The sequence below is a fragment of the Novosphingobium sp. AAP1 genome, from assembly GCF_001295765.1.
Taxonomy (GTDB): Bacteria; Pseudomonadota; Alphaproteobacteria; order Sphingomonadales; family Sphingomonadaceae; genus Novosphingobium; species Novosphingobium capsulatum.
The window spans coordinates 42,517-54,798 of record NZ_LJHO01000004.1 but is presented as its reverse complement, the minus strand read 5'-3'; the positions used below and the strand labels follow the sequence as shown (position 1 = coordinate 54,798).

The window sequence follows — 12,282 nt, the reverse complement described above, 5'->3', positions numbered from 1 at the left end:
TTTCCATCGGTGGCCTCTATCCTGATTTTGACGCGGCGCCAAATATGGTTAGGAACGAAACCGTCTAAATCCCCCGTACGTGGAGTTGGCGATCCCGCCATGCGCATTCTTTCCAGTCTTGGCGGCATGGCGCTGCTGTTTGCCATCGCATTCCTGCTCTCCTCCAACCGCCGCGCCATTCGCTGGCGGGTGGTGCTGCCAGCCTTTGCCCTGCAGGCGGGCCTGGCCGCGCTGGTCCTGAGCTTTCCGCCGGGCAAGGCGGCGTTGCAGGGGGCGGCCAGCGCAGTGCAGCAGTTGCTGTCCTATTCGCGCGCCGGGGTGGAATTCGTGTTCGGCGATCTCGCCCGGCCCGAACTGGGCGGCAAGAGCGTGGCGATCGCCGTGCTGCCGCCAATCGTGTTCTTCGCCGCGCTGATCTCCATCCTCTATTACCTGGGCATCATGCCGCTGGTGATCCGCTGGATCGGTGGCGCACTGGAAAAGGTGACCGGCATCAGCCGCGTGGAATCGCTGTGCGCGGCGGCCAACATCTTTGTCGGACAAAGCGAATCGCCCTTGGTGATCCGCCCTTATCTCGCTGCGCTCTCGCCCAGCCAGGTGTTCACGGTGATGAGCGTGGGCATGGCCGGCGTGGCCGGCACGATCCTGGCCGCCTATGCCGGGCTGGGCGTGCGGGTGGATTACCTGGTCGCGGCGGCGTTCATGTCGGCACCGGGTGGGGTGTTCATGGGCAAGCTGATCATGCCCGACGTGCCCCCGCTGCACGATGCCGTTGATGCCGACGCCAACGCCGCGCTGACCAATCCGCACATCAAGCCTTCGCTGGAAGAGGCGCCGGAAGAGCAGCGCCCGGCCAACCTGATCATGGCCGCCGCGCAAGGCGCGCAGACCGGGGTGAAGCTGGCCGTGGCGGTGGGCGCGATGCTGCTGGCGTTCGTGGCGCTGATCGCGCTGGCCAATGGCATGCTGGGCTGGGCCGGCGGCTTCTTCGGCCATCCCGGCCTGACCTTCCAGCAAATCCTCGCGCCGATCTTTGCGCCGGTGTTCCTGCTTTTGGGCGCGCCCAACTGGGCCGAGGCAATGCAGGCCGGCGGCCTGTTTGGCACCAAGATCGTGCTCAACGAATTCGTCGGCTTCATCGATCTGCAAGAGGCCAAGGGCCTTTCCGATCACACGATCGCGATCGTCACTTTCGCGCTGTGCGGCTTTGCCAATTTCTCCTCGATCGCCATCCAGATGGCGGTGACCGGCGGCCTGGCACCCAACCAGCGCCCGGTAATCGCGCGGCTGGGCATCAAGGCGCTGTGCGCCGGCGCGCTGTCCAACCTGATGAGCGCGGCACTGGCGGGGCTGTTTCTGTCGCTTTGACATCAAGCTCCTCCGTCGGCCTTGCGGCCGCCACCTCCCCATCGCTGATGGGGAGGACCTGAAGATCCTCCCTGCCGAAGGCGGGGAGGGGGACCGCCGCGCAAGCGGTGGTGGAGGGGCTATGCGTTTGCCTCGCGCTTGAGTTCATAAAGCAGATCGAGCGCGGCGCGGGGGGAGAGCGCATCGATATCCAGCGCGTTGAGCTTGTCGCGCAAGGCATCGACCTTGTCCTCGGCCGCCTCGATCGCCGCGGCAAACAGGGGCAGGTCGTCAAGGCCCGCAGCCAGGCCGCCGGTGGCGGCGCGGCCCTTTTCCAGCTTGTCGAGCACGCTGCGCGCGCGCTTGACCACGGGTTCGGGCACGCCGGCCAGGCGCGCGACGGCCAGGCCATAGGACTTGTCGGCCGGGCCTTGCGTCACTTCGTGCAGCAGGACCAGATCGCCTTTCCACTCGCGCGCGCGCACATGGTGCAGCGAGAGCGCCGGGCAGGTTTCCGCCAGGCGCTGCATCTCGTGGTAATGGGTGGCGAACAGGCAGCGGCTGCGGTTGGTTTCGTGCACCGCCTCGGCCACGGCCCAGGCCAGGGCCAGGCCATCATAGGTTGACGTGCCGCGCCCCACTTCATCGAGGATGACGAAGCTGCGCGGGCCGGCCTGTTGCAGGATCGCGGCGGTTTCGACCATTTCGACCATGAACGTGGAGCGCCCGCGCGCCAGGTTGTCGCTGGCGCCGACACGGCTGAACAGCCGGTCGACCAGGCCTACCGTGGCATCAAGCGCGGGGACATAGCTGCCGGCCTGGGCCAGCAGGACGATCAAGGCGTTCTGGCGCAGGAAGGTGGACTTGCCGCCCATGTTCGGCCCGCCGACCAGCCACAGCCGGTCCGCCTCGGCCAGTTGGCAATCGTTGGCCACGAACCGCTCGCCCGCCTTGGCCAGCGCGGCTTCCACCACCGGGTGGCGGCCGCCGGTGATTGCCAGCACCGGTTCTTCCACCACCTGCGGCAGGCACCAGCCGCCCTCGCCGGCGCGCTCGGCATGGCTGGCGGCCACGTCGATGCGGGCCAGCGCGGCGGCGGTGGCGGCAATGCCCTCGCGCGCGGCGACGGCCTGGGCGATCAGGTCTTCGAAATGGGCTTCCTCGGCGGCCAGGGCATGGCCGCCGGCCTCGGCGATGCGGCTGGCTTCCTCGTGCAGGGCCAGCGCATTGAAACGCACCGCGCCGGCCATGGTCTGGCGATGCGTAAAGCCGGAATCGGGCGCCATCAGCCGGTCGGCATGGCGCGCGGGCACTTCGATGAAATAGCCCAGCACGCCGTTGTGGCGGATCTTCAAGGCGGCAACGCCGGTCTCGTCGCGGTACTTGGCTTCCAGCGCGGCGATGGCGCGGCGCGAATTGCCGGCTGCGGCGCGCAGTTCGTCGAGCCCGGCATCATAGCCTTCGGCGATGAACCCACCCTGGCTGCGCTCGGTGGGCGGGGTGGGCACCAGGGCGCGGGTATAGAGATCGACCAGCGCGCCATGGCCGGCCAGATGCGGCAACAGCGCGGCGATCAGGGCCGGGCGATCGGCGCGCGCCGAAAGGCTGTCGTGCAGGTGCCGCGCCTGGGCCAGGCCATCGCGCAACTGGCCCAGATCGCGCGGCGAACCGCGCCCGGCGACGACGCGGCCCAGCGCGCGGCCGAGATCGGGCACAGTGCGCAAGGTGGCGCGCAGATCGGCCCGCAGCAGCGGATCATCGACCAGCCACTGCACCGTTTCCAGGCGGGCGCGGATCTGCGCCAGATCGAGCAGCGGCGCGGCGAGGTCTTCGGCGAGCAGGCGCGCGCCGGCACCGGTGACGCAGCGATCGATCGCCTCGGCCAGGCTGCCCTTGCGCGTGCCGCTGGCCGACACCAGCACTTCCAGACTGGCGCGCGTCGCCTCGTCCATCGCCATGTGCGCATCGGCCCCGCGCGCCACCGGCGGCAGCAGCAGCGGCAGGCGCCCGCGCCCGACATGGTCGAGATAGGCGATCAGCCCGCCCGCCGCCGCCAGCATGGCGCGGCCGAACATGCCAAAGCCATCGAGCGTGGCGACACCGTGCAGTTCTTTGAGGCGCGCTTCGCCCGCTGCGCTGTCAAACGTGCGGCCTTCGCGCGGCACGGCATCGAGCGGGGCATCGGCCCAGCCATCGGGGGCAACGATCTCGCGCGCACCGAGGCGGGCGAGCGCGGCGCCGAGCCGATCGGGCGTGCATTCCTCCAGCTCCATCCGCCCGGTGGAAATATCGCACGAGGCGAGGCCGACGCTGTCGCGCAGCGGGCAGAGCGCGGCCAGGACATTGGATTCGCGCGGGTTGAGCAGCGCTTCCTCGGTCAGGGTGCCGGCGGTGACGAAGCGCACGATGTCGCGCGCCACCAAGGCCTTGGAGCCACCGCGCTTCTTGGCCTCTTCCGGGCTTTCCACCTGCTCGGCAATGGCCACGCGGCAACCGGCGCGGATCAGCCGGGCAAGATAGCTTTCCGCCGAATGGACCGGCACGCCGCACATCGGGATCGGCGCGCCGCCATGCTCCCCCCGGCTGGTCAGCGCGATATCGAGGATCTGCGCGGCCTGGCGGGCATCATCGAAGAACAGCTCGAAGAAATCGCCCATGCGATAGAACAGCAGGCAATCGGGCGCCTGGTCCTTGAGCGCCAGATATTGCGCCATCATCGGGGTTGGGGCGGGGGTGGACATCGCGCTATCGCTAGCCCAGGCGGCGCGCATTCTCAAACCCGCAGGCGGGCCTTATGAACAGGCCGGATAGGCCGGCAGGGCGGCCTGCGGGTGTCACGGCTCCCCATGGCGGCATCGGCGTGATAAGGGCAGGCGCTCCACGCCCAGTATCCATCCCTGTTTCCACCCCAGCCCGACGCAGCGCAAAAGAGGCCTGATGCAAGTTTCCCCCAAGCGGTTCCGGTTTCTGCTCGATTGGCGCGGCGGGGGTCTGCCCTGGCTTTCAACGCCGGCGATCATCCTGGGCGTGCTGCTGATCTGCTTTCCGTTCGTGCTGGTCGATGTGCCGCCGCTGATCGACGTGCCGGGACACATGGGTGCCGCCGCGATCGAGGCGGCTGGGCCGGATAGCCCGCTGGGCAAGTATCTGGGCTGGAAGTGGGTGTTCACGCTCAACATCGGCGGCGACGTGCTGATGAAAGTGCTGGGCGGCTGGCTGGGGGTGCTGGCAGCCGGGTGGTGGAGCACGGTGCTGGCCACGGGCCTGTTTGCCGGCGGCTGCCTGGCCACGGTGCGGGTGGCCAATGCCCGCGGCGGCCATGGCGCGCCCTGGGCGCTGATGTGGGTGTTCAGCTTTCCGCTGCTGACCGGGTTCCTCAACTATATCCTGGGCACCGGCCTGTCGCTGTGCGCCTTTGCCGCGGCGATGGCGCTGGAGGACCGCCCGCGTGACCGCGCCGGCCTGCTCGTGGTGGCCCAGCCGCTGGCGATGCTGTGCCATGCCATCGGCGGGCTGCTGCTGGCGGTGATGGTGGGCGCCAATGCCTTTGGCCGCGAACTGGACAACCTGCCGGCCGGTTGGTGGCGCCCGTCGCGCTGGCGCACGGTGATCGCCACGCACGATTGGAAGGCCGCCGCCGGGCGCCTCATCGTGCTGTGCTGGCCGCTGCTCGCCACGGTGCTGACCATCGTCTTGTGGAAGCTGTTCTCGCCCGAACCAGCGCGCAGCCTCAATGCCTGGCGCTGGGAACAGAAGGGCGTGTTCCTGGGCATCACCTTGCGCGACCAGTCGTTTGCGCTCGACGTGATCACCACGGCCGCCGCCTATATCCTGCTGCTCGGCGGGTTCTGGCTGGGCGGGCGGTGGAACTGGCAGCGCGGCCTGCCGGGGCTGTGCGTGCTGATCCTCTATGTGATCATCCCGAGCGATATCAACGGCAGCGCCTTTGTCGACGTGCGCCTGCTGCCCCCGGCGATGATGCTGTTGCTGGGCCTGCAGGACTGGAGCGGCGCGCGCCCGCGCGTGGCCCGCGCCGTGGCCTATGCCGGGCTGGTTCTGCTTGGCCTGCGCACGGTGGTCACGGCGGCCAGCTTCGTCGATTATGCCGATGACTATCGCCAGCAGCTATCCGCGCTCGAACATATCGAGCCGGGCGCCCGCATCCTCACGTTCGTGGAACATTCCTGCCTGGAGGAAGCGTGGCGCAACACCCGGCGCGATCACCTCGCCAGCCTGGCTAGCGTCTATCGCCAGGCCTGGGTGAACGACAACTGGGCCGTACCCGGTCTGCACATGGTCGTGCCGCGGTTCCGCCCGGCGCGCAATTTCGCGGCCGATCCGTCGGAATTCGTGTGGTCGCGGCGCTGCGCCAGCGGGCGGCTGCGCTCGATCGACTCGGCCCTGCGCTTTGCCCCGGTGGAACGGGTCGATTACGTCTGGCTGATCGATACCGGCCTGCCGCGCAACCCCGATCCACGCCTGCGCCTGGTGTGGCAGCAGGGGCGCAGCCTGCTGTTTGCCGTGCGGCCGCTGGGCCTGCCCAAATGGCAGGCGCGCGATTTGTAAGGGATCATTTCGTGCGCGCTCAAGCCTTCCCTAGCGCATTCGAATGTGCAAGGGGGCAAGACGAGTTTCCAGTCTGCCGGGAGTGCGCGAATGTCCGAGGAAAGCAACGTCCGTTTCACCGAACGCGAAGCGCTTTTCTATCACAACACGATCCGGCCTGGCAAAATCGAGATCATCGCCTCCAAGCCGATGGCCACGCAGCGCGATCTCAGCCTGGCCTATTCGCCCGGCGTGGCCGTGCCGGTGCTGGCCATCGCGGACAATCCCGCCACGGCCTATGACTATACCGCCAAGGGCAACCTGGTGGCGGTGATTTCCAACGGCACCGCCATCCTGGGCTTGGGCAATCTGGGTGCCTTGGCGTCGAAGCCGGTGATGGAAGGCAAGGCGGTGCTGTTCAAGCGCTTTGCCGATGTCGACTCGATCGACATCGAACTCGCCACCGAAGACCCCGAAGCCTTTATCGAGGCCGTCGCCCTGATGGAGCCCAGCTTTGGCGGGATCAACCTGGAAGACATCAAGGCTCCGGAATGCTTCATCATCGAGCAGGCCCTGCGCGAGCGGCTGAAGATTCCGGTGATGCACGATGACCAGCACGGAACCGCGATCATCACCGCCGCCGGCCTGCTCAATGCCTGCCACCTGACCGGCCGCGCGATGTCCGAGGTCAAGGTCGTGGTCAACGGCGCGGGCGCGGCGGCGATTGCCTGCACCGAACTGATCAAGGCCATGGGCGTGCGCCACGACAACGTGATCATGTGCGACCGCACGGGCACGATCTATCGCGGCCGTACCGACAGCATGGACCAGTGGAAGAGCGCCCACGCGGTCGATACCCCGGCCCGCACGCTGGAAGAGGCGCTCGATGGCGCCGACATTTTCCTGGGCCTGTCGGCGGCCGATGCGCTCAAGCCCGAATGGGTCAAGAAGATGGCGCCGCAGCCGATCATCTTCGCGATGGCCAACCCCGATCCCGAAATCAATCCCGACGCGGCCAAGGCCGTGCGCCCGGATTGCGTGATCGCCACCGGCCGTTCCGACTATCCCAACCAGGTCAACAACGTCCTGGGTTTCCCGTACATTTTCCGCGGCGCGCTGGATGTGCAGGCTACCGCGATCAACGAGGAAATGAAGATCGCCGCGGCTTCTGCGATCGCCGAACTGGCGCGCGAGCCCGTGCCCGAGGAAGTGGCTGCCGCCTATGGCAAGAACCACCAGTTCGGTCTGGACTACATCATCCCCGCCCCGTTCGATCCGCGCCTGATGGAGCGGGTTTCCTCGGCCGTGGCCAAGGCGGCGATGGAAACCGGCGTGGCGCGCAAGGCGATCGAGGATTTCGAAGCCTATCGCGAAAGCCTCAAGGCGCGGCTCAACCCGACGACCTCGGTGCTCACCAACGTCTATGCCAGCGTCAAGCAGAACCCCAAGCGGGTGGTCTTTGCCGAGGCCGAGCAGGAAGTGGTGCTGCGCGCCGCGATCCAGTTCCGCGATTTCGGCTATGGCACGCCGGTGCTGGTCGGCCGCACCCAGGGCGTGCTCGACAAGCTGTCGGAACTGGGCGTGTCCAACCCGTCCAGCTTTGAAATCCACAACTCCAATGTCTCGCCGCTGGTGGAAGACATGGTGGCTTACCTCTATCCGCGCCTGCAGCGCCGGGGCTTCCTGGAACGCGACGTGCGCCGCATGGTCAACAACGATCGCAACGTGTTCGCCGCGCTGCTGCTGGCGCTGGGCCATGGCGATGCGATGATTTCGGGCACCACCCGCCCGTTTGCGCAGACCATGAAGGAAATTCGCCGCGTGCTGGGGCCCAAGCCCGGGCACCTGCCGTTCGGCGTGCACCTGATGGTGGGCAAGAACCGCACGGTGTTCCTGGCCGATACCACGGTCAACGAGCGCCCCAATGCCGAGGAACTGGCCGATATCGCCATCGAGACGGCCGCCGTTGCCCGCCGCATGGGCCACGAACCGCGCGTGGCGTTCCTTTCCTATTCCACGTTCGGCAATCCCTATGGCAAGTGGCTCGATGCACTGCGCGATGCGGTCGCGATCCTCGATGAACGCCAGCCGGGCTTTGAATACGAAGGCGAAATGGCGCCTGATGCCGCGCTCAACCCGCGCATCATGCAGACCTATCCGTTCTGCCGCCTGTCTGGCCCGGCCAACGTGCTGATCATGCCGGGTCTGCAATCGGCCAATATCTCGGCCAAGCTGCTGCGCGAGCTGGGCGGCAACGCCATGATCGGCCCGATGCTGCTCAACATGGAAAAGCCGGTGCAGATCGCCCCGATGACGGCAACCGCACCCGACCTGCTGACCCTGGCGGTGCTGGCTGCGGCAGGCATCACCGCCTGACAGGGCTGAAGACAAAAAAGGGGGCGCAGGCCATGCGGTCTGCGCCCCCTTTTTTGTGCAAGTTTGATCCGATCAGATCAGCCCGGCGAGCGGGCTCGACGGATCGGCATAGCGGCGCGTGGCCATGCGGCCGGCAAGATAGGCATCGCGCCCGGCCTCGACTGCGGCCTTCATCGCACGGGCCATGCGGATCGGGTCTTTGGCCTCGGCAATGGCGGTGTTCATCAGCACGCCGGTGCAGCCCAGTTCCATCGCCACGGCGGCATCGCTGGCCGTGCCCACGCCGGCATCGACCAGCACCGGCACCTTGGCCCCTTCCACGATCAGGCGGATCATCACCTTGTTCTGGATGCCCAGGCCCGAGCCGATCGGCGCGCCCAGCGGCATGATCGCCACCGCGCCGGCTTCTTCCAGCTGGCGCGCGGCGATCGGGTCATCGGCGCAATAGACCATCGGCAGGAAGCCTTCCCTGGCCAGCACTTCGGTGGCGCGCAGGGTTTCACGCATATCGGGATAGAGCGTGCGCGCCTCGCCCAGCACTTCCAGCTTGACCAAGTCCCAGCCGCCCGCCTCGCGCGCCAGGCGCAGGGTGCGGATGGCGTCTTCGGCGGTAAAGCAGCCGGCAGTGTTGGGCAGATAGGTGACCTGGCGCGGATCGATATAGTCGGTCAGCATCGGCGCCTTGGGGTCCGACACATTAACGCGGCGCACCGCGACGGTGACGATTTCCGCGCCCGAGGCCGCCAGCGCGGCCGCGTTCTGGGCAAAATCCTTGTACTTGCCGGTGCCCACGATCAGGCGCGAGCGGAACGTGCGGCCGGCCACGGTCCAGGTATCGTCTGAGGCCGCGCCATCGCCATCGCCGCCACCCACGAAATGCACGATCTCCAGCACGTCGCCATCGGCAAGCGGCACCTGCGTCAGGGTGGAGCGTGGCACGATATCGCCATTGCGCTCCACGGCCACCTTGGCCGGATCGAGGTCCAGGGTGCGCACCAGATCGGCAATCGTGCCGGGAGCAGCGCGGCGCGGTTCGCCGTTGAGCGTGAGCGACAGGGTCGAGCTTTGCGGGTTCGTGGCCATGGCTGCGTGCTTTAACGAGGGCACGGCATGGTGCAAGGCTTCAGCAGGCATTCCGCCGCATGTTGACCACATGGGCAGAGGCCACCAGCAGCACGCCGGCGATGGTCAGCACCGATTCCGCCGCGCCATGGCCGACCATCACCGCCGCCGTCATCAGCGCCAGCCCGGCCAGGCCCAGCGCCAACGGCAGGCGGTGGCCGTGGCGCAGCGCGCCCATGCCAATCGTGGCGGCACTGATCACGATCGCCAGGACCAGGCCGATGTGATGGATTTCGGGGTTGAGCAGCACTCCGCCGCCCAGGCCCAGCACGCCAACCAGGAACAGCCCGGCCAGGCAGTGAATCATGCACAGCCCCGAGAGGATCACGCCGAAACGGTCGAGCCGGCTGCGCAGGGTGAGGAGTGCCTGGTTCATGGCGCGCATATATGTAATGTTGTATCATGATTCAAGCGTTTTGACGGAAGGCCATTGGGGCCGCACGGGAAGGACCGTTGGCGACGGGGTGCAAAACCGCGCTTCCCCCAAATGCCACTTGCGCGGCCTGGCGCAAGGCGCGAGAGAACGGCCCATGATGGCTTCCCGCACTGCTTCGCCTGCATCGGCGCCCCATGCTTCTGCCACGCCGCGCGCGCCTGCCACTCAGGCGGTTCCGACGCAGGGCCTTGTGCGCTGGCTGGCCGTGGTGGCCGCGATGATCGTGGCGATCGTGGTGGTGGGCGGGATTACCCGGCTGACCGAATCGGGCGTGTCGATCACCGAATGGAACGTGGTGTCGGGCGCCTTGCCGCCTCTGACTCAGGCGCAGTGGCAGGCCGAATTCGATGCCTATCGCCAGACCCCGCAATATATCCTGGTCAATGGCCCGGCGGGCATGACGCTGGCGACCTACAAGTTCATCTTCTTCTGGGAATGGGTGCACCGCCTCTTGGCGCGCACCATCGGCCTGGCGTTTGCCGCGCCGCTCGCGTGGTTCTGGCTGCGCGGCAAGATTCCGGCCGGCTATGCGCCGCGGCTGCTTGCGCTGCTGGCGCTGGGCGCGTTGCAGGGCGCGGTGGGCTGGTGGATGGTCAAGTCCGGCATCGTCCACGATGTGAAGGTCAGCCACTATCGCCTGGCGACCCACCTGGGCGTGGCGCTGTTCACCCTGGCCGGGATCGTGTGGACCATGCTCGACCTGCGCGCTCTGGCGCGGGGAGAGGCGCGGGCGCGGTTGACGGGGCTGGGTACGCTCGCGCTGGGCATGCTGGCGCTGCAGCTGGTTTATGGCGCGTTCCTGGCGGGCTTGCGCGCGGGCGTCGTCGCGGGCGCAGGGTGGTTTTCGTGGGATGCCTGGCCATTGATGCAGGGCAGCTTCTTTCCTGCCGGCGTGGAATGGGCGCGCGGCGCCTGGGCCACGCTGACCGGCGATCCCTATCTCGTGCATTTCTTCCACCGCTGGTGGGCCTGGGCCGTGGTGGCCGTGCTGGTGGTCATGGCGCGCCGGCTGCGCCGGGCAGGGCAGCGCCGGGCTTCCATCGCCATTCACAGCGCCTTTGGCACGCAAGTGCTGCTGGGCATCGCCACGGTCTATAGCGGGGTTTCGCTGTGGTTGGCGGTGCTGCACCAGCTGTGCGGCGCGATCCTGCTGATCTGCACGGTGTGGGGAGCGCATGCCCTGGGCCGGGTCAAAAACGCGGCCTGATCAGCGCATTTTTGGGAGAGGTATTATTTTACCTCTCCGCAAAGGCCCGGTTTGCTTGACTCTTGGGGCGCTTTGCAACAAAGGCGCGGTTCTTCACCCCGTTTGTGCCAAGTCCGGCACGCGATGGGGTAACCCATCATCCAGGGAACCGAACAGCCATGAAGGCTCTCAGCAAGGTCACCCGGTCGATCAAGCCGGCCGAGGTGGAAAAGAACTGGCATCTTATTGATGCCGAAGGCCTGGTGGTCGGCCGCCTCGCCGTCATCATCGCCAACCGTTTGCGCGGCAAGCACAAGCCCAGCTTCACGCCCCACGTCGATTGCGGCGATCACGTTGTCGTGATCAACGCCGACAAGGTGCGCCTGACGGGCAACAAGCTCAAGGCCAAGACCTATTACAAGCACACCGGCTATGCCGGCGGCATCAAGGAAGTCACCGCGGACAAGGTCCTGGGTGGTCGCTTCCCCGAGCGCGTGCTGGAAAAGGCTGTTGAGCGCATGATCCCCCGTGGTCCGCTCGGCCGCGCCCAGATGCGTGCGCTGCACCTCTATGCCGGTACTGAACACCCGCATGGTGGCACCCAGCCGGTGGCGCTCGACGTCGCCTCGATGAACCGCAAGAACAAGGTGGGTGCCTGATCATGGCCGATAACGACACCGTCTCGAGCCTGGCCGACCTCAAGAACCTGACGTCTGCCGCTCCCGCTCCTGCTGCTGCCGAAGCGCCCGCCGCCGAAGGCGACGCGCCGGTTGCGCCTGCTGCTCCCACCGCCCCGCTGCGCGATCGCGAAGTCGACGCCTTCGGCCGTTCCTATGCCACCGGCCGCCGCAAGGATGCCGTGGCCCGCGTGTGGCTCAAGCCCGGCAGCGGCAAGATCGTGGTCAACGGCCGCGACCAGGAAGTGTACTTCGCCCGTCCGACCCTGCGCCTGGTGATCAACCAGCCGTTCCAGGTTTCTGACCGCGAAGGCCAGTACGACATCATCGCCACCGTCAAGGGCGGCGGTCTGTCGGGCCAGGCTGGCGCCGTGAAGCACGGCATCGCCCAGGCTCTCTCGAAGTTCGAACCCGCGCTGCGCGGCGCCGTCAAGGCCGCCGGCTTCCTCACCCGCGACAGCCGCGTGGTGGAGCGCAAGAAGTACGGCCGCGCCAAGGCACGCCGCAGCTTCCAGTTCTCGAAGCGCTAATCGCTTCGACAACGACTACATCAAGGGCTGGCCTTCGGGCCGGCCCTTTTTGTTTGCGAGTAC

General features: G+C 67.3%; 9 protein-coding genes. 6 read left to right on the top strand and 3 right to left on the bottom strand.

Translation table 11 applies throughout. The annotated features are described in order from the left end of the window. Positions 1-99 precede the first annotated feature (99 nt). Entirely contained in the window at positions 100-1,368 is a 1,269-nt protein-coding gene (locus IP65_RS09955) for a NupC/NupG family nucleoside CNT transporter (protein ID WP_054131613.1), read from the top strand. 119 nt (positions 1,369-1,487) lie between these two features. Here IP65_RS09955 and mutS read toward each other — a convergent pair whose 3' ends face one another. Continuing rightward, the gene (gene mutS / locus IP65_RS09950; RefSeq protein ID WP_054131612.1) at positions 1,488-4,064 is read right to left on the bottom strand and encodes a DNA mismatch repair protein MutS; all 2,577 of its coding nucleotides are present in this window, start codon (positions 4,062-4,064) and stop codon (positions 1,488-1,490) included. A gap of 220 nt (positions 4,065-4,284) precedes the next feature. Between mutS and IP65_RS09945 the strand changes: the two genes are divergently transcribed. Both IP65_RS09945 and IP65_RS09940 read left to right on the top strand, forming a co-directional pair. Continuing rightward, the gene (locus IP65_RS09945; RefSeq protein WP_022675326.1) at positions 4,285-5,913 is read left to right on the top strand and encodes a hypothetical protein; all 1,629 of its coding nucleotides are present in this window, start codon (positions 4,285-4,287) and stop codon (positions 5,911-5,913) included. 90 nt (positions 5,914-6,003) lie between these two features. Then, positions 6,004-8,268, top strand: a complete 2,265-nt coding sequence (locus IP65_RS09940) for an NADP-dependent malic enzyme (protein WP_054131611.1) — start codon at positions 6,004-6,006, stop codon at positions 8,266-8,268. A gap of 72 nt (positions 8,269-8,340) precedes the next feature. Here IP65_RS09940 and thiS read toward each other — a convergent pair whose 3' ends face one another. Both thiS and IP65_RS09930 read right to left on the bottom strand, forming a co-directional pair. Continuing rightward, entirely contained in the window at positions 8,341-9,351 is a 1,011-nt protein-coding gene (gene thiS / locus IP65_RS09935) for a sulfur carrier protein ThiS (RefSeq protein ID WP_082350072.1), read from the bottom strand. 40 nt (positions 9,352-9,391) lie between these two features. Next, complete coding sequence (locus IP65_RS09930; RefSeq protein ID WP_022675323.1) at positions 9,392-9,766, bottom strand: MerC domain-containing protein; 375 nt, start codon at positions 9,764-9,766, stop codon at positions 9,392-9,394. A gap of 157 nt (positions 9,767-9,923) precedes the next feature. On the opposite strand from IP65_RS09930, the gene IP65_RS09925 reads away from it, so the two are divergent. The 3 genes from IP65_RS09925 (at position 9,924) to rpsI (ending at position 12,219) form a co-directional block, all read left to right on the top strand. Next, positions 9,924-11,033 (top strand): COX15/CtaA family protein, encoded by a 1,110-nt coding sequence (locus tag IP65_RS09925; RefSeq protein ID WP_082350099.1) that lies wholly within the window; start codon positions 9,924-9,926, stop codon positions 11,031-11,033. 158 nt (positions 11,034-11,191) lie between these two features. Then, the gene (gene rplM, locus IP65_RS09920) at positions 11,192-11,671 is read left to right on the top strand and encodes a 50S ribosomal protein L13 (protein WP_022675321.1); all 480 of its coding nucleotides are present in this window, start codon (positions 11,192-11,194) and stop codon (positions 11,669-11,671) included. Between the two features lie 2 nt (positions 11,672-11,673). Further along, on the top strand, positions 11,674-12,219 hold the full coding sequence (gene rpsI / locus IP65_RS09915; RefSeq protein ID WP_022675320.1) for a 30S ribosomal protein S9: 546 nt from the start codon (positions 11,674-11,676) through the stop codon (positions 12,217-12,219). Positions 12,220-12,282: the final 63 nt, after the last annotated feature.

Excerpts from the sequence above, each read along its gene's own strand:
- IP65_RS09955 (WP_054131613.1), top strand. The coding sequence starts at position 100 with ATGCGCATTCTTTCCAGTCTTGGCGGCATGGCGCTGCTGTTTGCCATC.
- mutS (WP_054131612.1), bottom strand. The coding sequence starts at position 4,064 with ATGATGGCGCAATATCTGGCGCTCAAGGACCAGGCGCCCGATTGCCTG.
- IP65_RS09945 (WP_022675326.1), top strand. The coding sequence starts at position 4,285 with ATGCAAGTTTCCCCCAAGCGGTTCCGGTTTCTGCTCGATTGGCGCGGC.
- IP65_RS09940 (WP_054131611.1), top strand. The coding sequence starts at position 6,004 with ATGTCCGAGGAAAGCAACGTCCGTTTCACCGAACGCGAAGCGCTTTTC.
- thiS (WP_082350072.1), bottom strand. The coding sequence starts at position 9,351 with ATGGCCACGAACCCGCAAAGCTCGACCCTGTCGCTCACGCTCAACGGC.
- IP65_RS09930 (WP_022675323.1), bottom strand. The coding sequence starts at position 9,766 with ATGAACCAGGCACTCCTCACCCTGCGCAGCCGGCTCGACCGTTTCGGC.
- IP65_RS09925 (WP_082350099.1), top strand. The coding sequence starts at position 9,924 with ATGGCTTCCCGCACTGCTTCGCCTGCATCGGCGCCCCATGCTTCTGCC.
- rplM (WP_022675321.1), top strand. The coding sequence starts at position 11,192 with ATGAAGGCTCTCAGCAAGGTCACCCGGTCGATCAAGCCGGCCGAGGTG.
- rpsI (WP_022675320.1), top strand. The coding sequence starts at position 11,674 with ATGGCCGATAACGACACCGTCTCGAGCCTGGCCGACCTCAAGAACCTG.